The organism is Ensifer aridi (assembly GCF_002078505.1).
Taxonomy (GTDB): domain Bacteria; phylum Pseudomonadota; class Alphaproteobacteria; order Rhizobiales; family Rhizobiaceae; genus Sinorhizobium; species Sinorhizobium aridi.
Map to the genome: position 1 here is coordinate 501,478 of NZ_LUAV01000004.1, position 19,223 is coordinate 520,700.

At 62.1% G+C, this 19,223-nt stretch carries 22 protein-coding genes; 14 read left to right on the forward strand and 8 right to left on the reverse strand.

From position 1 onward, the window contains the following. Positions 1 to 31 precede the first annotated feature (31 nt). Entirely contained in the window at positions 32 to 370 is a 339-nt protein-coding gene (locus AYK65_RS06045; protein ID WP_026612580.1) for an ArsR/SmtB family transcription factor, read from the forward strand. A 75-nt stretch (positions 371 to 445) separates the two neighbouring features. Here AYK65_RS06045 and AYK65_RS06050 read toward each other — a convergent pair whose 3' ends face one another. The 4 genes from AYK65_RS06050 to hemB form a co-directional block, all read right to left on the reverse strand. After that, positions 446 to 1,351 (reverse strand): DMT family transporter, encoded by a 906-nt coding sequence (locus AYK65_RS06050; RefSeq protein WP_081158047.1) that lies wholly within the window; start codon positions 1,349 to 1,351, stop codon positions 446 to 448. A gap of 3 nt (positions 1,352 to 1,354) precedes the next feature. Then, positions 1,355 to 2,134, reverse strand: a complete 780-nt coding sequence (locus AYK65_RS06055) for an arginyltransferase (protein WP_026612578.1) — start codon at positions 2,132 to 2,134, stop codon at positions 1,355 to 1,357. 148 nt (positions 2,135 to 2,282) lie between these two features. Continuing rightward, positions 2,283 to 2,747 (reverse strand): RDD family protein, encoded by a 465-nt coding sequence (locus tag AYK65_RS06060; RefSeq protein WP_026612577.1) that lies wholly within the window; start codon positions 2,745 to 2,747, stop codon positions 2,283 to 2,285. Between the two features lie 81 nt (positions 2,748 to 2,828). Then, positions 2,829 to 3,842, reverse strand: coding sequence for a porphobilinogen synthase (gene hemB / locus AYK65_RS06065; RefSeq protein ID WP_026612576.1), 1,014 nt, complete (start codon positions 3,840 to 3,842; stop codon positions 2,829 to 2,831). Positions 3,843 to 4,021: 179 nt separating this feature from the next. Here hemB and AYK65_RS06070 point away from each other — a divergent pair, with 179 nt between their 5' ends. The 7 genes from AYK65_RS06070 to AYK65_RS06100 all read left to right on the forward strand — a co-directional run bounded on the left by AYK65_RS06070 (position 4,022) and on the right by AYK65_RS06100 (position 10,574). Next, entirely contained in the window at positions 4,022 to 4,459 is a 438-nt protein-coding gene (locus tag AYK65_RS06070) for a DUF6163 family protein (RefSeq protein ID WP_026612575.1), read from the forward strand. A 130-nt stretch (positions 4,460 to 4,589) separates the two neighbouring features. Continuing rightward, positions 4,590 to 5,102: a transcriptional regulator LdtR gene (gene ldtR / locus AYK65_RS06075; protein WP_026612574.1), complete on the forward strand. Its 513-nt coding sequence runs from the start codon at positions 4,590 to 4,592 to the stop codon at positions 5,100 to 5,102. A 351-nt stretch (positions 5,103 to 5,453) separates the two neighbouring features. Further along, on the forward strand, positions 5,454 to 6,782 hold the full coding sequence (locus AYK65_RS06080; protein ID WP_046118331.1) for a L,D-transpeptidase family protein: 1,329 nt from the start codon (positions 5,454 to 5,456) through the stop codon (positions 6,780 to 6,782). Between the two features lie 184 nt (positions 6,783 to 6,966). After that, positions 6,967 to 8,262, forward strand: a complete 1,296-nt coding sequence (gene glyA, locus AYK65_RS06085; RefSeq protein ID WP_026612572.1) for a serine hydroxymethyltransferase — start codon at positions 6,967 to 6,969, stop codon at positions 8,260 to 8,262. Positions 8,263 to 8,274: 12 nt separating this feature from the next. Then, positions 8,275 to 8,748, forward strand: coding sequence for a transcriptional regulator NrdR (gene nrdR / locus AYK65_RS06090; protein ID WP_026612571.1), 474 nt, complete (start codon positions 8,275 to 8,277; stop codon positions 8,746 to 8,748). Between the two features lie 18 nt (positions 8,749 to 8,766). Continuing rightward, positions 8,767 to 9,957 (forward strand): bifunctional diaminohydroxyphosphoribosylaminopyrimidine deaminase/5-amino-6-(5-phosphoribosylamino)uracil reductase RibD, encoded by a 1,191-nt coding sequence (gene ribD / locus AYK65_RS06095; protein WP_081158048.1) that lies wholly within the window; start codon positions 8,767 to 8,769, stop codon positions 9,955 to 9,957. After that, complete coding sequence (locus tag AYK65_RS06100) at positions 9,957 to 10,574, forward strand: riboflavin synthase (RefSeq protein ID WP_026612569.1); 618 nt, start codon at positions 9,957 to 9,959, stop codon at positions 10,572 to 10,574. Before ribD ends, AYK65_RS06100 begins: the two co-directional genes overlap by 1 nt. 112 nt (positions 10,575 to 10,686) lie before the next feature. Here AYK65_RS06100 and AYK65_RS06105 read toward each other — a convergent pair whose 3' ends face one another. The 3 genes from AYK65_RS06105 to AYK65_RS06115 form a co-directional block, all read right to left on the reverse strand. Continuing rightward, positions 10,687 to 11,037 carry a hypothetical protein gene (locus tag AYK65_RS06105; protein ID WP_046118329.1) on the reverse strand — a complete coding sequence of 117 codons (351 nt, stop codon included), beginning with the start codon at positions 11,035 to 11,037 and terminating at the stop codon, positions 10,687 to 10,689. 331 nt (positions 11,038 to 11,368) lie between these two features. Beyond that, positions 11,369 to 11,905 (reverse strand): GNAT family N-acetyltransferase, encoded by a 537-nt coding sequence (locus tag AYK65_RS06110; RefSeq protein ID WP_046118328.1) that lies wholly within the window; start codon positions 11,903 to 11,905, stop codon positions 11,369 to 11,371. A gap of 35 nt (positions 11,906 to 11,940) precedes the next feature. After that, positions 11,941 to 12,444, reverse strand: coding sequence for a cupin domain-containing protein (locus AYK65_RS06115; protein ID WP_046118327.1), 504 nt, complete (start codon positions 12,442 to 12,444; stop codon positions 11,941 to 11,943). Positions 12,445 to 12,762: 318 nt separating this feature from the next. On the opposite strand from AYK65_RS06115, the gene ribH reads away from it, so the two are divergent. From ribH to AYK65_RS06135, 4 genes are all read left to right on the forward strand, one after another. Beyond that, positions 12,763 to 13,224: a 6,7-dimethyl-8-ribityllumazine synthase gene (gene ribH / locus AYK65_RS06120; protein WP_026612565.1), complete on the forward strand. Its 462-nt coding sequence runs from the start codon at positions 12,763 to 12,765 to the stop codon at positions 13,222 to 13,224. Beyond that, positions 13,221 to 13,703, forward strand: coding sequence for a transcription antitermination factor NusB (gene nusB / locus AYK65_RS06125; RefSeq protein ID WP_026612564.1), 483 nt, complete (start codon positions 13,221 to 13,223; stop codon positions 13,701 to 13,703). The genes ribH and nusB overlap by 4 nt, the downstream gene beginning before the upstream one ends. 28 nt (positions 13,704 to 13,731) lie before the next feature. Further along, complete coding sequence (locus AYK65_RS06130; RefSeq protein WP_081158078.1) at positions 13,732 to 14,937, forward strand: MFS transporter; 1,206 nt, start codon at positions 13,732 to 13,734, stop codon at positions 14,935 to 14,937. Between the two features lie 200 nt (positions 14,938 to 15,137). Continuing rightward, positions 15,138 to 17,273 carry a sodium-translocating pyrophosphatase gene (locus tag AYK65_RS06135; protein ID WP_046118326.1) on the forward strand — a complete coding sequence of 712 codons (2,136 nt, stop codon included), beginning with the start codon at positions 15,138 to 15,140 and terminating at the stop codon, positions 17,271 to 17,273. A gap of 67 nt (positions 17,274 to 17,340) precedes the next feature. On the opposite strand, the gene AYK65_RS06140 is transcribed toward AYK65_RS06135, so the two are convergent. Next, entirely contained in the window at positions 17,341 to 17,847 is a 507-nt protein-coding gene (locus tag AYK65_RS06140) for an outer membrane protein assembly factor BamE (protein WP_026612561.1), read from the reverse strand. 137 nt (positions 17,848 to 17,984) lie between these two features. On the opposite strand from AYK65_RS06140, the gene AYK65_RS06145 reads away from it, so the two are divergent. Next, the gene (locus AYK65_RS06145; protein ID WP_046118325.1) at positions 17,985 to 18,521 is read left to right on the forward strand and encodes a ubiquinol-cytochrome C chaperone family protein; all 537 of its coding nucleotides are present in this window, start codon (positions 17,985 to 17,987) and stop codon (positions 18,519 to 18,521) included. 76 nt (positions 18,522 to 18,597) lie between these two features. Further along, positions 18,598 to 19,149: a YceD family protein gene (locus AYK65_RS06150; protein WP_046118324.1), complete on the forward strand. Its 552-nt coding sequence runs from the start codon at positions 18,598 to 18,600 to the stop codon at positions 19,147 to 19,149. Positions 19,150 to 19,223: the final 74 nt, after the last annotated feature.

A 19,223-nucleotide genomic window follows, 5' to 3' on the forward strand; every position in this document is an offset into this window, starting at 1 on the left:
GCCCGGATTTGAGAACTATGTGGCAAGGGAGATGAATGCGATGAGTTCAGCCCTTGACGACACGTTGCTGGCGATTTCGGATCCCACCCGACGCCGCATACTCGAAATCCTCCTCGCCGGTGAGATGTCCGCGGCGGAAATCGCTGCAGCCGTCGGGTTCGAGCAGGATGTCCTAGCCAAACATTTGATTATCCTCGAAGCAGCAGGATTGATCGCTCGGCGCCGGCAAGACGGGAAGGAGCTCGTCACGGCCGATCCCGCGCCGCTTGAGATCGCCGCGGAGTGGATCGACACCAACCGCGAACTCTGGGCCATGCGCTCGCAAATGCAGGAACTTTCGCCGGATGGCGGATCGTCCGAGCAGAGCTGATACAGCAGGGGTGGGACAACGACGTGCACGATTTTGGTCGAACCGACCAAAATCATCTCCAGCGGCGCGGGCTGATCATCCGGTGACTTCCGGGCAGGCGAGGCGCATCCTTGTCGCCTTGATCCGCATTTGCCACAGCGAATGGCCGAAAAGGGCAAGGACGAGGATGGCGCCTCCAAGCAGCGTCTGGCGCGTCGGGACCTCCGAGAAGACGATCCACACCCAGATCGGCGCTAGGATCGTCTCCAGAAGATAGAACATGCCGACTTCCGGAGCGGAAAGGTATCGCGGTCCCGTCGCCAGGCAGAAGAAGGCAAGCGGGATCATGACGAGTCCGTTGAAGAGGATGTAACCGGGCTCTGCGATTGAGAAGCCGCCGGGCGGCAGAAGCACCAACGCGGCAATCGCCGGGAAGATCGCGGTGGTCAGCGGCACGAGTGCCATATCCCGGCCGCTGGCGCGGCTGACGGTTATGGCACTGGCGAGCAGCAGGGCCGAACAGGCAGCCATGGCATCGCCGAAGAGGTGCCCGCTTTGAAGCCCGTCCCGGACGATCACTCCGACGCCGAAGATCATGATCGCCATCGTCAGCAGCGTGGCGTTCGAGGGGCGCTCCTTCAGGAAGATCCACGAGAGGAGCGCCGCGAACATCGAGGTGAAGGCGAGGACGAAGACGACGTTTGCGGTCGACGTGTTGAACACGGCGAGCAGGAACGTGAAGGAATTGATGCCGTAGAAGAGGCCGGCGATCAGGCCGGCCTTGCCGGGGATCAATGCGATGCGGCGGCCGAGCAGGCGATTGATGACGAACCAGGCCGCGATCGCCACTGCGAAAGTCGAAAGGCTGCGTACGGCAAGGATCGACCACACCTCTCCGTTTGCCGAACGGATCAGCGGGATATCGAAGGAAAGCGCAAGGCCACCGAGGCCGGTGATGGCAAGGCCGCGCCGGTGCTGCGCCGCGTTAGGGGAGAGGGGCAATTTTCAGTCCGTGGCGGTTTCGTTGGATTCGTGCTCGCCAGAATAGCGCTCCCAGCCGCGCGCCATAAGGTGCTCCTGCGGCAAAAACTTTGTTTTGTAACCCATCTTGCGCGACCCCTTGACCCAATAGCCGAGATAAACATGGGGCAGGCCGCGCTCTTTCGCCCGGCGGATATGGTCGAGGATCATGAAGGTGCCTAGGGAGCGCTCCGACAAAGCCGGATCGAAAAAGGAATAGACCATCGACAATCCGTCGCTCATCCGGTCGGTGAGCGCTGTGGCGATCAGGGGCCCTCTCACCTTCTCGTTGATGCCGTCGCCTTCGACCCGCAGCCGGTATTCGATGATCTTGGTGTGCACATGGGTATCCTCGACCATCATCGCGTAGTCGAGGACCGACATGTCCGACATGCCGCCCTTTTGATGGCGACAGTCGAGATAGCGGCGGAAGAGGTTGTACTGCTCGCTCGATGGCTCAGCCGGATATTCGGCCGAAACGACGTCGCGGTTGGCGGCAAGCACGCGGCGCATCGAGCGCGTCGGCGCGAATTCATTGGCGAGGATGCGCACCGAAATGCAAGCCCGGCAGGTCTCGCAGGCGGGCCGGTAGGCGATGTTCTGGGACCGGCGAAAGCCACCCTGCGTGAGAAGATCGTTAAGCTCGGGCGCACGCTCCCCAACCATATGGGTAAAGACCTTCCGTTCCATCTGCTTCGGCAGGTAGGGGCAGGCTGCCGGTGCAGTCAGGTAGAACTGAGGGGACGGTGCGGTCTGCGTGTTCATCGAGCGTGGGGATTACTCTTCGTGCGGTAGCTCATCATAATAGCATGGCCGAAGAATGGAAAACGTCAACACACTCCTTCGGGCAGGAGCGGGCAAAAGTTCAAACGGTCTACCGCCTGTGCGAGCGGCGTCGCGCTGCAGGTACCTGTCAGTACATGTCGCGCCGGACGGCGACGGTGCCGATCAGGAGATCATGCAGCAGGCGGCCTCGATCGGTGAAGAGGCCGATCAGCAGGATCAGCGGTGTCAGCAGTGCGTTGGCGATCCAGAAGATCGCGAGATGGACGATGGCCGTCAGGAAATCCATGGACCTGCCATCCGTGCGGGCGATCGCGACGCCCATGATCCTCATCCCGGGCGACGCCTGCTCGCGACCCCCGACCGTCAGCCCGAAGTAAAGCATCGCCACCAGCGCGAAGAGGATGGGATAGAGGAAAAAGCCGAGGCCGAGCGTCAGGATGCCGAGAAAAAACACGACCACCGCTGCCGGAATCCAGAGCAGCGCGACGATCACGTAGTCGAGAATGAAGGCGAGCACCCGGCGTGACAACACGCCCTGGTAGGCGCGCCAGTCCTGGCTCGGAAGTCGGAGTTGTTCGTCGTGCATGCTCATGTCAGGCCTCGCAGCGTTCCGATCACATATGGGGAGTGAATTCGGCAAAACAATGCGTGGCTTGGTTCCGGCGCCCGGCGCTCACCGTCTTGCCAATATCTTCGCCACCTCGACCGCGAAATAGCTTAGAATTCCATCGCAGCCGGCCCGCTTGAAGGCGAGCAGCGTCTCCAGCATCACCCGTTCGCCGTCGATCCAGCCATTGGCTGCTGCGGCTTTAATCTGCGTGTATTCGCCCGAAACCTGGTAGGCGAAGACCGGCAATCCGAAAGCTTCCTTCATCCGCCAGCAGATGTCGAGATAAGGCAGGCCGGGTTTGACCATCAGCATGTCGGCGCCTTCCTCGACGTCCAGGGCTGCATCGCGGATCGCTTCGGTGCCGTTCGCCGGATCGATGTAATAGGTCTTCTTGTCGCCCTTGAGCAGGCCGCCGGTGCCGATCGCCTCACGATAGGGGCCGTAGAAGGCGGAGGCGAATTTCGTCGCATAGGACATGATGCCGACATTCTGGTGACCGGCCGCGTCGAGTGCCTCTCGAATTGCACCGATCCGCCCATCCATCATTTCCGACGGCGCGATGATGTCGGAGCCGGCATCCGCCTGGATCACCGCCGCCTTTGAGACCGTTTCCACCGTCTCGTCATTGGCGATCTCCCCGCCGCGCAGAATGCCATCATGGCCGTGGCTGGTAAACGGGTCGAGCGCGACGTCGGTGATGACGCCGATGTTAGGCACGGCCTTTTTGATCGCCCGGGTCGCCTGATTGATGAGATTGTCGGCAGCAAGGCTGTTCGAGCCGGTCTCGTCGCGGAGCGCCATGTCGATGTTGGGGAAGGTGGCAATCGCCGGGATGCCGAGGTCCGCCGCTTCCTTCACGGCCTCGACGGCCTTGTCGACGCTCATGCGGTTGACACCTGGCATTGCCTCGATCGGCTGGACGACACCGCTGCCGGGGACAATAAAGATCGGCCAGATCAGATCGTCCACCGTCAGGCGGTTCTCCTGCACCAGCCGGCGCGTCCAGTCCGCCTTGCGGTTGCGGCGCATGCGGCGATGTCCGGTGATCCTGTCCACAAGATTTGTCCTGTCGTTCATCGCGCCGCTTCCTTCTTTCGTGTTCATGCGAGAAGGCGGTTTATCACGCGTCTCCGCCGGTTGAAAACTACGTTACGGGTCTCGGGCTGCGGCATTTCTTCCCGCGCGTCGTGTGTGTCACGACGCTTTCCCGCCCTTCGTGCTGGTCGATCGCCGCCGCCCGGCCTATCGTGCCGCCCATGCATCATGATTCTGTCCACGTACCAAAACCGTCGCTGACCGAGGTGCTCTTCGGCTGGTTCCTGCGTCTGGTTTCCGTGATCTGCTTCTGGTTCGCGCTGAACTACTGGGCGATGCTGATCGGCTTTTCCCATGGCGGCGCGGGGCGCTTCGATCTCTTGTCGCCCGAGTGGCGCGCGGCCGCGACGGCGCTGGCGGTTGTCTACCCGGTCGCAGCCATAGGGCTCTGGCTTTTGGTCTCCTGGGGGCCTGTCGTTTGGGTGGTTGCCGCCGCGACGGAGCTCGCCATGGACAAGTTCTATCCGGGCATCTTTGGCTCCCGTCCACTGCTTGTCTTGCTCCACGGGGCCGTTGCTGTGACCTTCGTTCTCTTCCGCGCTGCGCTTTTGTATCAGCGGCTGCGCGAGGCCCGGAAGGTAAGGGTTGATTCACCCTGAGACAGGCTCCGTGGACGGTAAGTACATGTTAAGGCTGCGGTTTAAGTAGAATTTTATACGTATTCGATAGGGTCTCACTCAAGGCGGGAAGACAAAGAAACACCGCCAAACGAAACAGTGAGGCAGTAAAATGAACACCAAGATGAAGTCGCAGGTTGCTGCGCCCCGAGACCCGCAGGAAGAAACGATTCGTGGTCTCTATATGGAATCCCTTCACCTCGTCGAGCGCCTGCATCGCCGCCTGCTCGACGTCATCAAGGACGAATTCGACCGCCAGGGGCGCAGCGACGTCAATGCCGTTCAGGCGCTCCTGTTGTTCAACATCGGCAACTCCGAACTTACCGCCGGCGAACTCCGCTCCCGCGGGTATTATCTCGGCTCCAACGTCTCCTACAACGTCAAGAAACTCGTCGATCTCGGCCTTATCAATCACCAGCGCTCTCGTGTCGACCGCCGCTCGGTTCGCATCAGCCTGACGGAAGAGGGACAGGAAATCGCCGAGACCGTCGCCAAGCTCTACGAGCGCCACATCGGCTCGATCGAGAAGGTGGGTGGCATCGGTTCCGACGAATTCACCCAGATGAACAAGCTCCTGCAGCGCCTCGACCGCTTCTGGAACGACAGCATCATGTATCGCCTCTGATCGAGGCGGCTTCTATCTCCAGTTTCAAGGGTCGGACGCAATCCCTGCGTGTCCGACCTTTGCTGCTTTTGCTCGATGTGGTTGTCGCCAAAGCTCCATCGAGTCTTGCGCCCGACCCCGCCGAGACACGAATTGGCCATATTGCTATGACAGCGACGCGTTGATGCGGCAGGTCTGCGCTCGCGCTTGTAACCGTGATTCGTTTCACAGTCGGCCTGCCGGGAGAGGCTCTCGCTCGCGCTATCGTGACAGCGATGTGAGAGCCGGGGCGGCACGCGGGTTTACGTTTGTTAACCATGTTTGTGCTAGGGCTCGGGCAGCGCGCGTTTTGCGCATTGAGATGGTGGGACTATGTCGAAAAAGAACGGAATTGATGCTTTCTCGCGCCGTGCATTTCTGCGTTCGGCCGCAACGTTTGGCGCGGCCGCCTGGGCCGGCGCCGCTGCTGCCCAGGATGCGCTGAACGAGATCATCAATTCCCCGCGCCGCGGCTCGTGGGACGACCAGTTCGACGCCAAGGCATCGCGCACGGCGACGGCGGTTCTCTCCAACACGCCCGTCTTCGGTCCCGAAACGATCGCTCATGTGCAGCAGGCAATCTTCGACTATCAGCAGATCGTCGCTGCCGGTGGCTGGCCTCAAGTTCCGCAGACCGGCGTAAGGCTTGAGCTTGGCGTCACCGATCCCTCCGTGCAGCAATTGCGTCAGCGCCTGATGGTCTCCGGCGATCTGCCGCAGTCGGCCGGCATTTCCTCCTCCTTCGACTCCTATGTCGACGGCGCGGTCAAGCGCTTCCAGGCGCGCCACGGCCTGCCGGCTGATGGCGTGATCGGCGAATTCACGCTGAAAGCCCTGAACGTCGACGCCAACACCCGCTTGGCCCAGCTCGAAACCAACCTCGTGCGGCTTCAGTCGATGTCCGGCGATCTCGGCCGCCGCTACGTCATGGTCAACATTCCGGCGGCCTATATCGAGGCGGTCGAGAACGGCCGAGTCGTGCTGCGGCACACCGCGATCGTCGGCAAGATCGACCGCCAATCGCCGATCCTCAATTCCAAGATCTACGAGGTCATCCTCAACCCCTACTGGACCGCGCCGCGCTCGATCGTCCAGAAGGACATCATGCCGCTGATGCGCAAGGACCCGACCTATCTCGAGCGCAACGCCATTCGCCTCTTCGACGGAAGCGGCAACGAGGTCTCGCCTGAAACGGTAGACTGGAACGCCGAAAAGGCCCCGAACCTGATGTTCCGTCAGGATCCCGGCAAGATCAACGCCATGTCCTCGACGAAGATCAACTTCCATAACGAGCATGCCGTCTATATGCACGACACGCCGCAACAGGGCCTGTTCAACAAGCTGATGCGCTTCGAATCGTCGGGTTGCGTGCGCGTGCAGAACGTCCGTGACCTCTCGACCTGGCTGCTCAAGGAAACGCCGGGCTGGTCGCGCCAACAGATCGAGGCGACCATCAAGTCGGGTGTCAACACGCCGATCAAGCTTGCCGAAGAGGTGCCGGTCTATTTCACCTACATCACCGCTTGGTCGGCAAAGGACCGTGTCGTCCAGTTCCGCGACGATATCTATCAGCGCGACGGGGCAGCCGAGCTCGCCCTGCAGACGACGACTGGGATCGAGCAATCGCCGGGCGCCATCGACGCGGACGCCTTGCCGCAATAAGCGAACTGCCGCATTCTTGTAGCGAAGCCGCGCATTCCCGGGATGCGCGGCTTTTTCATGTTCGTGCGGTCGCGATTTTTGGGCGCGGCGGATGATGGAAATGGCGCAAACCGCACAGCGGATATTGCTCTCCGCGTGCGAGGAAGTTAAAGGAACAGCCACCCTTGAGAGGAGCCGCGAGCCCATGCTTCAACAGACCAATGACGCCTTCTTCACCCGCTCTCTCGCCGACAGCGATCCGGAAATCTTCGGTGCGATCGAGAAGGAGCTGGGTCGCCAGCGCCATGAGATCGAGCTGATCGCCTCCGAGAACATCGTGTCTCGCGCCGTGCTTGAAGCCCAGGGCTCGATCATGACGAACAAATATGCGGAGGGTTATCCGGGCAAGCGCTACTACGGCGGCTGCCAGTTCGTCGACATCGCCGAGGAACTGGCGATCGAGCGCGCCAAGAAGCTTTTCGGCGTCAACTTCGCCAATGTGCAGCCGAATTCGGGCTCGCAGATGAACCAGGCAGTCTTCCTCGCGCTCCTGCAGCCGGGCGACACCTTCATGGGTCTCGACCTCAATTCCGGCGGTCACCTGACCCATGGATCGCCGGTGAACATGTCGGGCAAATGGTTCAACGTGGTCTCCTACGGCGTGCGCGAAAACGATCATCTGCTCGACATGGACGACGTCGCCGAGAAGGCGCGCAAGCATAAGCCGAAGCTGATCATCGCCGGCGGCACCGCCTATTCGCGCATCTGGGATTGGAAGCGCTTCCGCGAGATCGCCGATGAGATCGGCGCCTGGCTGATGGTCGACATGGCGCATATCGCCGGCCTCGTCGCCGGTGGTCAGCATCCCTCGCCGTTCCCGCATTGCCACGTCGCGACGACGACGACCCACAAGTCGCTGCGCGGCCCTCGCGGCGGCATGATCCTCACCAATGACGAGGAAGTCGCCAAGAAGATCAACTCCGCCGTCTTCCCCGGTCTCCAGGGCGGTCCGCTGATGCATGTCATCGCCGCCAAGGCCGTCGCCCTCGGCGAGGCGCTGCAGCCCTCCTTCAAGGAGTACGCGGCGCAGATCGTCAAGAACGCCCGTACCCTTGCCGAGACGCTGAAGGCAAACGGTCTCGACATCGTTTCCGGCGGCACCGACAACCACCTGATGCTCGTCGACCTGCGCAAGAAGAACGCGACCGGCAAGCGTGCCGAGGCGGCGCTCGGCCGCGCCTACATCACCTGCAACAAGAACGGCATTCCCTTCGATCCGGAAAAGCCCTTCGTCACCTCCGGCGTACGTCTCGGCACGCCGGCCGGCACTACTCGTGGCTTCAAGGAGGCGGAATTCAAGGAAATCGGGGAGCTGATCGTCGAGGTGCTCGACGGCCTCAAGGTCGCGAATTCCGACGAGGGCAACGCCGCTGTCGAGGCCGGTGTCCGTGAGAAGGTGATGAGACTCACCGAACGCTTCCCGATGTACGGCTATATGTGATCGGACGGCTGCATGCGCTGCCCCTATTGCGGTTCGGAAGATAGTCAGGTGAAGGATTCCCGTCCGGCAGAGGACGGGAACGCCATTCGCCGCCGCCGCATTTGCCCGGATTGCGGCGGCCGCTTCACGACCTTCGAGCGGGTGCAGTTGCGCGAGCTGATGATCATCAAGAAGACCGGTCGAAAGGTGCCTTTCGACCGGGACAAGCTGTTGCGCTCGTTCGAGATCGCGCTTCGCAAGCGACCGGTCGATCGCGATCGCATCGAGCGGGCGGTCTCTGGCATCGTTCGCCGCCTTGAAAGCTCCGGCGAGACCGAGATTCCCTCGGAGGAAATCGGTCTCCAGGTGCTCGAGGCCCTGAAGAGCCTCGACGACGTCGCTTTCGTTCGCTATGCCTCGGTCTATAGGGATTTCTCCCACGCCGAGGATTTCGAGAAAGTCATCGCCGAGATCAGTGCCAAAATCGCACGCGATCCGAGCGAGTAGACCGGGTTGGAGTGCAGGATGGGCGGGCCGACGCGCGAGGACGAACGGTTCATGGCGGCGGCGCTGCGGCTGGCGCGAAGCAATCTCGGCCTCACATCGACCAATCCCTCGGTCGGCTGCATTATCGTCAAGGATGGCACGATCGTCGGCCGGGCCGTGACGGCTCCGGGCGGGCGCCCGCATGCCGAGACGCAGGCCCTTGCCGAGGCCGGAGAGAGGGCAAGCCGCGCCACCGCCTATGTCACGCTCGAGCCCTGTTCACACCACGGCAAGACGCCGCCCTGCGCCGATGCGCTGATCGCCTCGGGCATTGCCCGCGTCGTCGTTGCGATTCTCGATCCGGACGAGCGCGTCGCCGGTCGCGGCGTGGTGATGCTGCGGGAGGCGGGCATTGCCGTCGACATCGGTGTCCTGCATGACGACGGGGAGCGGGCGCTCGAGGCCTACCTCATGCGTCACCGCATGAAACGCCCGCATGTGACTCTGAAGCTTGCGGTTTCCGCCGACGGCATGATCGGCCGCAAGGGGGAGGGGCAGGTCAGGATCACTGGCGCAATCTCGCGCGCTCAGGTGCAGGTGCTGCGCGCCGAGACGGATGCGATCCTCGTCGGAATCGGTACGGCCAGCGCCGACAATCCGGAACTCACCGTACGGTTGCCGGGATTGGAGGGCCGCTCTCCCATTCGGATCGTGCTCGACCGCCGCCTTGAGTTGCCCGCCGACTCGAAATTGGTGCGCTCGGCCCGCGACATTCCGCTGATCGTGGTTACCGGTGACGCCGGTTTTGCTTCTCCCTATGTGTGGGGCGAAGGTCCCCGGAGTGCGGGCGAGGGGCAGAGTGGACGCACCTCGTTACCCCTTACCTCAGCCCCGCTTGCGGGGAGCGGGGACGACTACGCTGGGCGCCGGGCAAAGCTGGAAGCCGCAGACGTCCAGGTGCTGAATGCCGATACGATTGCCGATCTTTTGACGGCACTTGCCTCACGCGGCATCTCATCTCTCCTCGTCGAGGGCGGCGCGCGCGCGGCGCGTGACTTCCTCGACGCCGGCCTCGTCGACCGCATCCTGCTCTTCACCGGTCCTGAGGCCATTGGCGAAGGGGGCATTCGATCCCCATTTGAACGGAAGTCCGTTCCAGCGGGCTTCACGCTCCGACACACGGCGCGCTATGGCGACGATATTTTTGAGGATTACGAAAGAGAGAGCTGATGTTCACAGGCATCATCACGGACATAGGCACGGTGGAGAAGGTTACTCCGCTCAGAGAAGGGATCAAACTGCGCGTCGCGACCAATTACGATCCGAAGACGATCGATATGGGAGCCTCTATTGCCCATGCCGGCGTGTGCCTGACCGTCACGGCCCTGCCGGAGGCCGGCAGCAACGAGCGCTGGATCGAAGTCGAGGCTTGGGAAGAGGCGCTGCGGCTGACGACCATCGGCGAGTGGGGAGAGGGCACGCGCATCAATCTCGAGCGCTCGCTGAAGATCGGCGACGAGCTTGGCGGCCACATCGTTTCGGGGCACGTCGACGGCAAGGCGGAGATTCTCGCCGTCGAACCGGAAGGAGACGCGGTGCGCTTTCGCTTGCGGGCGCCGGAGCACCTCGCGAAGTTCGTTGCTCCAAAGGGCTCCGTGGCGCTCGACGGCACCTCGCTCACCGTGAACAAGGTTGATGGCACCGAGTTCGATGTGCTTCTGATCCGCCACTCGCTGGAAGTTACGACCTGGGGCGAACGCCAAGCTGGCGACCTGGTCAACTTCGAAGTCGACACGATGGCGCGTTATGCGGCCCGGCTGGCGGAGTTTCCAGCCCCTGCGGCGTGATGTCTTGACGGGCATCCAACGGGAACCGCTTCTTGCCCAAAAACGGCACCGCCCAAATCACATCCGCCCCGGAGAGGGGCGGATGTGATGGTGCTCATTGCCGCGGGGAGGCTCAACGGACATAAATTGTCAGGCTGCCATCGGCTGCCTGTGCGGCACCTGCTATGTTCTTCATCTCGACGTTTCGCGTTTCCAGCTTAGCCGCCAGAGGCTTGTTGGCCTCGATAGCGGATTGTAGCGCCGCCACCTGTTGCGGGGTCTCATCATTGATCCGCGACCGAACCTCGCTCATACGGCTAAGCGTGTCGACGTCGACGACCCTGAAATCATCGCCCTTGAAGGTACTAACCGTCTGATCGATCTGGCGCGGCCAGTTCGTTTCGACGCTGGCGGCATGGGAGATACCGCCGAACGTCAAAGCGGAGAGGGCGGCGATGACGGAAATTTTCGCGATGCGGTTCATTGTCATGCTCCTTATTTTCGTGCGACCTCCGCCTCGGCCAACCGGGCGCGGTTTTTCGCCGAGGCGTCTTTCGCTTTGGCCAGCACTGACCGTTTGCGGACGAGGTCATCCGCAGCAGGGGGCGCTGGACCGTTTCGACTCGTTGGGCGGCGGTACCACGTTTGGGCCGGGGTCTCGCGCCTTGCCAACGGTTAGAAATTGAGCGCGAATCTGGCCGTTTCCGTGGCGTAAGCGACTGAGAAATAATTAAAAATTGTTCATGTTCTATTTGCCGGAAATTGCTGTCGCAACCTGCGAGGAAGCGTTCTCCCGCCATCGCTTGCGCCTCGCTTCAGGGCGCGCTCGCCGAGCGTCGCTCGAACATGATCATCGGCTTGCTGTGATACTTGGTGCGCCGGACTTCCTTGAAGCCGTGCTTGAGCGCAACGCGGATCGAAGCCTGGTTGTTGGGGTCTATGATGCAGGTTTTCAGCAATCCGGGAAATGCCCGGTCGCCCCAGGCGAGGGCGGCTGTGACGGCCTCCGTCGCAAGACCGCGGCCATGATTCCGGGGAGAGATCGCCCAGCCCGTTTCCATCGTACCTTCGAGCGAGGGTGTCATCTGGCGATGGGCGTCATGGAAACCGGCTTCGCCGATGAAGGCGCCGCTCTCCTTCTCCTGGATCGCGAAGAAGCCGAAGCCGAAATAGTGCCACATGCCGACCTGGCGCAGGAAGCGCGTCCAGGATTGCTCCCGCGAGTAAGGAACGCCACCGATGTAGCGGGTGACCTCTTCATCGGCGAACAGGGCACTGTAGGCGGGGAAATCGTCGCGCCGATAGGGGCGCAACAAAAGCCGCTCGGTTTCTATGGTAGGCACGCGATGCATGTTTTCTCCGATTGTTCTCTGCGGGGAAATGAAGGTCAGGCGCCCGGCTCGCCGTCCCAATAGTCCGCTGTCGATGGAGCGCGGCCGATGAAGCGGAACGATGCCTTCGCCTCGCCCGGCCGCCGTGTCTTCGCGAGGAACTTGCCGGAATCGGGATATTCACAGATCTCTGTCGCCGCCACCGTGGAAATGGCCAGATATTTGAGCGGCACGGTGCCGGTATTGATGAGGTGATGCGCTGTCTCGGGGCCGCCGGCGGGGGCTGCGAGCACGTCGCCAGGTCCGACCGCATAGCGTTCGCTGCCGAACCGGTATGTTCCCTCTCCCTCGAGAATGACGAACAGCTCTTCTTCGACATGATGGTTATGGAACGGGCATCCCGATTTTCCCGGCGGAACTTCGCCGTAGCTAACGCCGAGGTTGTCGAGGCCAAGCAGCATGCCGAAGGAGGCATCGCGACACTCGAAGAACGAGCCTTGGCGCCAGTGGTCGAGATCGAGATTTTTTGGATTGACGATCGGCTTCCGCGCTTCCGCCATGACGTTCCCTCCTCCTCCGATGAAAACCTCAGCCATGCAGGCTTTGGCACCAGTCATGGTTGAGGTTTTAAGGGCACTCGGCGTCATTGCAAAGCGGATTGCGCGCTTTCCGAGGCGGTGGCATTGCGCAAAGTTCACGATTGGCAACAAAGGCGCCGCCGCCGCTCGACGATCCGGCGGCGCTGCCGCATGGGAAGCGGCTATCGGCGCGGCAAATAAACCCGTTCGGCGGAATTTGCTTGCCATTCCGTGCCGGGCATGGTTTGACCGCCGCCTGCGCCGGCAAAGTCCGGCCCGATTTTTCAAGACAGGTGATCCATGGCGAAAACCGAGCCCGTCCACATTCTGATTGTGGAAGCGCGTTTCTATGACGATATGGCCGACGCATTGCTCGACGGAGCGAAACACGCGCTCGATGCAGCCGGCGCCACTTATGATATCGTGACAGTCCCCGGGGCTTTGGAAATTCCGGCGGCGATCGCCATGGCGCTCGACGGTGCCGATGAAGGCGGAACCGAATATGACGGCTTCGTCGCACTCGGGATGGTGATCCGTGGCGAAACCTATCATTTCGACATCGTCGCCAACGAGTCCGCGCGCGCCCTGATGGACCTCGCCGTCAGTGAAAGCCTTGCGCTCGGCAACGGTATCCTAACGGTCGAGAATGACGACCAGGCCTGGGCGCGTGCCCGTCGGTCGGAGGGCGACAAGGGCGGTTTTGCCGCACGCGCCGCCCTCACCATGATTGCATTGAAGAACAAATTGGGCGCAGAAAAGTGACGAATACCCCCTCGGATCAGCCGCGGAAACAGGTGAACCAGCGTGGCGCGGCGCGCCTTGCGGCCGTTCAGGCGCTTTACCAGATGGATGTTGGCGGCACCGGCATTCTGGAGATCGTCTCCGAATACGAAGAGCATCGCCTCGGCAAGGAACTGGACGGCGATACCTATTTGAAGGCGGATGCCGCCTGGTTCCGCTCGATCGTTTCCGGCGTCGTGCGCGATCAGCGCAAGCTCGATCCTTTGATCGGCTCGGCCCTTCAGGACGACTGGGCGCTTTCGCGGCTCGATTCGACCGTCCGCGCGATCCTGCGCGCAGGCACCTTCGAGATACTCGAGCGCAAGGACGTGCCGGTTCCGGTGATCGTCACCGAATATGTCGAGATCGCAAAGGCCTTCTTCGAGGACGAGGAGCCCAAGCTCGTCAACGCCGTCCTCGATCGGATCGCCAAGCAAGTTCGCGGCGACAAGCGGAAATAGCATGATGGTTGCTGCGGCCACGGAAGACATGGGCGTGGTCCTTCGCGAGGCGCGCCGCAACGTGTTCCTGCTCACCGTGGCGCAGGCGCTGCTCGGCGTCGTCGGGCCGATCAGCTTTGCCGTCGGCGGCGTTGCCGGCCACCAGTTGCTCGGCGACGACAAGTCGCTCGCGACCGCGCCGCTCACCGCCTTCAATGTCGGCATGGCGCTCGGCGTCATCCTCGTGGCGATGCTGTCGCGGCTCCTCGGCAGGCGCTTTGCGTTTATGGTGGGCGCCGCGATCGCCGCGATCGGGGGCCTGGTCGCAACGGCTGGCCTCTTCCGGGAAAGTTTCTGGCTGTTCGCAGCCGGCCTGGCCGTTCTCGGTTCTTCCAACGGTTTCACGCAAAAGCTCCGTTTTGCCGCCGCCGACGCATCACCCTCCTTCTACAAGCCGAAGGCCATTTCCTGGATTCTCGGCGGCGGCATCGTCTCGGCGATCCTTGGTCCTCAGATCGTCATCCTGGCCGGTGATTACTTTGCCCCCGTATGGTTCGCCGGCGCCTTCGTCGCGCTGCTGCCCGCTTGTCTTGCGGCGCTTTTCTTCTTCGCTCCCTTGCGATTGCCGGATCACAAGGCGGCATCGGCCGGGCATGCATCGCTTCCCGCACGGCCATTGCGCGAGATCGTCGGCAGCCAGCGCTTCCTGACCGGCATGATCTGCGGCATTTCCGCCTATGCGCTGATGACCTTCATGATGACGGGAGCGCCAATAGCCATGGTCGTCGGCTGCGGCTTTTCGAACGATCTCGCGACGCTTGGCATTCAATGGCATGTGCTGGCGATGTTCGGCCCGAGCTTCGTGACGGGCTGGCTGATCAGCCGGTTCGGCGCCGAGCGCATCGTCGGCTGCGGTCTGCTCTTGCTGATGGCCTGTGCGGCGATCGCCCATCTCGGCGTCGCCCTCTGGAACTTCTGGGGCGCGCTCGTCCTTCTCGGGCTCGGTTGGAACTTCGGCTTCATCGGCGCGACGGCGATTGTTGCCCAGAGCTATCGGCCACATGAGGCGGACAAGATCCAGGGCTTTCACGACATCGTTCTGTTCTCCGCTGTCGCCGGCTCATCTTTTGCTTCCGGCAAGGTTCTCGCCGCTTACGGATGGGACATGCTCAACGCGGTGGTCTGGCCGGTCACCGGACTCTGTCTATTCCTCCTCCTTCTGTTGATCCGCGCAGACAAGCGAACCGCCGCCTGAAAAGCGTTGTTTCCGCAAAGTCTGTCCGGCGACTGACAGGCTGGCACGCGGGCAATTTCAGGGGCTTGACGATCCACATTCGCAACCGCACTCTGGCCGCGCCGCGAGAACGCGCCGCTTGAGGAGGCGGCGTGCGATTCGCGGAGAGGGGCCTGCGGCAGGGAGTGAGCCCGCGGGTTGAAACGGAGGATAGTTGCGAAATGACCATACTTTTGGGCGTTATCGCATGCGGGTTGCTTTCGGTGGCCTATGCCATCTGGGCGACACAGTCGGTGCTTGCCGCCGACCAGGGGAATGCCCGCATGCAGGAGATTGCAGGCTTTATCAGAGAGGGGGCGCAGGCCTACCTCATGCGTCAATACACAACCATTGCCATTGTCGGTGTCGTCGTCTTCATCGCCGCGTGGATGCTTCTCTCGAGCGCAGCGGCGATCGGCTTCCTGATCGGCGCGGTGCTTTCGGGCGCGGCCGGCTTCATCGGCATGCATGTCTCGGTCAGGGCCAATGTCCGCACGGCCCAGGCCGCTTCGGTCAGCCTGGCCTCCGGTCTCGATATCGCCTTCAAATCCGGCGCGATCACCGGCCTTCTGGTCGCCGGCCTCGCGCTACTGGGGGTATCGGTCTACTACTTCGTGCTCACCGCGGGGCTCGGGCATGAGCCGGCCGCGCGCGAGGTCATCGATGCGCTGGTGGCGCTCGGTTTCGGTGCGTCGCTGATCTCGATCTTCGCCCGTCTCGGCGGCGGCATCTTCACCAAGGGCGCCGACGTCGGCGGCGATCTCGTCGGCAAGGTGGAAGCTGGCATTCCCGAGGATGATCCGCGCAATCCGGCGACAATTGCCGACAACGTCGGCGACAATGTCGGCGACTGCGCCGGCATGGCGGCCGATCTCTTCGAGACCTATGCGGTCTCCGTGGTCGCGACCATGGTGCTCGCGTCGATCTTTTTCGCCGGAACGCCTGTACTCTCGACGGTCATGATCTATCCGCTGGCGATCTGCGCGGCCTGCATCATCACCTCGATCATCGGCACGTTCTTCGTCAAGCTCGGCACCAACGGATCGATCATGGGGGCGCTGTACCGCGGATTGATCGTCACTGGTGCGCTGTCGATCTTCGGCCTCGGGGCGGCAACCTCTCTGACCATCGGCTGGGGCTCGATCGGAACAGTCGCCGGCCAGGACGTTACCGGCTGGGCGCTGTTTGCATGCGGCATCATAGGCCTTGTCGTTACCGCCCTGATCGTCGTGATCACCGAATATTATACCGGCACGAACAAGCGTCCGGTGAACTCGATTGCTCAGGCCTCCGTTACCGGCCACGGCACCAACGTGATCCAGGGGCTCGCCGTGTCGCTGGAGTCGACCGCCTTGCCGGCGCTCGTCATCGTCGGCGGCATCATCACCACCTATCAATTCGCCGGTCTCTTCGGCACCGCCATCGCCGTCACCGCCATGCTCGGGCTCGCCGGCATGATCGTGGCGCTCGATGCCTTTGGGCCAGTCACGGACAATGCCGGCGGCATTGCCGAGATGTCGCATCTGCCGCCGGAAGTGCGCAAATCAACCGATGCGCTCGACGCGGTCGGCAATACTACCAAGGCCGTAACCAAGGGTTATGCGATCGGCTCTGCGGGTCTCGGCGCCCTGGTCCTCTTCGCGGCCTATTCCAACGACCTCACCTATTTCGCGGCGAACGGCGACAAGCATCCTTATTTCGCCGACGTGGGGACGATCTCCTTCGATCTCTCAAATCCCTACGTCGTCGCAGGTCTGATCTTCGGCGGCCTCATTCCCTATCTCTTCGGCGGCATCGCCATGACCGCCGTCGGTCGGGCAGGGGGTGCGGTCGTCGAGGAGGTGCGCCGGCAGTTCAAGGAAAAGCCGGGAATCATGGAAGGCAGGGATCGCCCGGATTATGGACGGGCCGTCGACATGCTGACCAAGGCGGCGATCCGCGAAATGATCATCCCATCGCTCTTGCCGGTTCTCGCACCAATCGTCGTCTATTTCGGTGTGCTGCTGATTTCCGGGTCGAAAGCCTCTGCCTTCGCGGCACTCGGCGCCTCCCTCCTTGGGGTCATCGTCAACGGGTTGTTCGTTGCGGTTTCGATGACATCCGGCGGTGGCGCATGGGACAATGCCAAGAAGAGCTTCGAGGACGGTTTCGTCGACAGGAACGGTACGCGTCACATGAAGGGCTCGGAGGCCCATAAGGCTTCGGTGACCGGCGATACCGTCGGTGATCCCTACAAGGACACGGCCGGTCCCGCGGTCAATCCGGCGATCAAGATCACCAATATCGTGGCGCTACTGTTGCTCGCGGTTCTCGCCTGAGGCGCTGCCATCAATAAGAAGGCCCGCGAAGTCGGCTTCGCGGGCCTTTCCGTTTTGCTTAACTTCGTCAGTTGCCGAAGTTCTTGAAGAGATTTCGCCCCGCCGCTTGTGCGGCACCGGGGCCGCTCAAGAGCTGGCCGAGGAAGCTTGTTTCCTTGCCGCCTGTCGGCGTCGTGCGCGACAGCATGTCGAAGACCTTGCCATCCTTCAGCGTGTAATGCGCAAGCTGGCTGACGACGCCTTCCTGGTCGAAATAGACGGCGAGGATCGACTGGTCGATGAGCTTCGGCTTCATGAAGGCGACCGGCCGCTTACGCGTCTGCGAGATGTAGTAGAAGACCTCGTTGTCGAAGGTCGCGGTCGTCGAAGGCGTGCCGAGCGAGAGCAGCACCTGTTCGCGGCTCGACCCTACTGGGACGAGATTGAGCGTCTCCTTGTCGACGACATAGCCCTGGTGCAGGACCTCGCCGACATTGGCGGATGTGCAGGCGGAAAGTGCGGTAGTGCAGAGGGAGGCCACGAGCACGGCACGGCTCAGAGCTTTCAGGTTCGATGTCATATACCGCTTCGTCAAGGACTGCTCCCCTGGAGTAACGATGGCAGATCGGCCATTGCAATTCGTGCATGCTTCGGTAAACCAGCTTCGGCTATCATGCAACAACGTCATGGGCGTGCGCCCATGATTTCGAAAAAGCCTCGGCTGGCCCTGTGATGATTTTCGGACTGTTCAAGAAGAAAAGCGGCAACATTGCGATTGTGGAGCGCCAATATGCGCTGCTCACCGCGGCGGCGCGCCAGCCGTTTCTCTATACCGATCTCGATGTGCCGGATACCGTCATGGGTCGCTTCGAGATGTTGTCGGCGATCCTGATCCTCTATTTCCGGCGCACGCGCACCTCCGCTCGGGCCGGCCAGGAGATTGCGCAGGAGATCGTCGATGCCTTTTTCGAGGATGTGGATCATTCCATCCGCGAACTCGGCGTCGGCGACGTGAGCGTGCCGAAAAAGATGAAAAAGTTCGCCGGCATGTTCTACGGCCGCCTCGAATCCTATGCGGCAGCGCTCGAGGAGCGGGACGGTGGCGCGCTTGCGGCTGCCTTGCGGCGCAATTTCCACTCCGGAGCCGACGAGCCGCCGTCGATGCAAGGCCTGGCGTCCTATCTGCTTGCGGCCGAAGCCGTGCTGTCGGAGGCTCCGGAGGAGATCGTCGAAACGGGTCAGTTGCGCATCCCGCCTGCCGGAGCGTAATAGGGGCGTATAATCCGTCGCTCAGAGCAGCGCGCCGGCTGGCCGCGATGCTGCAGGCGCGAGGAAGGATCCTGTCATGAAGCACGAGAGCAAACCGGCATTTTCCTACCCGGTGAGGGTGGGGCACATCTCGGCAAATCCCGTCACCCTCCATTTGTCGGCGAGCGAGACGGAGCGGCGCGCTCTTGCCGACCTTTGGAGCGTCGACGACGTCCTTTCGCTCGACGCCGACCTGCAGGTCGCGCGCTGGAAGAAGGATGGCGTGAAGATCAAGGGTGAGGTGCATGCGCGCATCGTGCAGACCTGTGTCGTGACCCTGGAGCCGGTAGAGGCGAACATTCGCGAGCCGGTCGAAGCGATCCTGGTGCCGGAAGGCTCTCGGCTCGCCCGTCAGGCGGACAATGACGGCGGCGAGATGATCCTCGATCCGGAAGGTCCCGATATTCCCGACACTTTCGAGGGTGATACGATCGATGCAGGCGAGGTCGTCAGCGAGCACGTGGCGCTCGCCATCGACCCTTATCCGCGTAAGCCAGGCGCCGTTTTCGGCGAACGCATCGAAAGCTCCGCGGCGGACGATAAACGTCCGAATCCGTTTGCCGTGCTGAAGGACTTGAAAAAGGATTGAAACGGCATAGGCCGGGCCTACAATTCGGTTGTCACGCAGGCGAAAAGCAGTATTTTGGCCCGACTCCAGCCGAT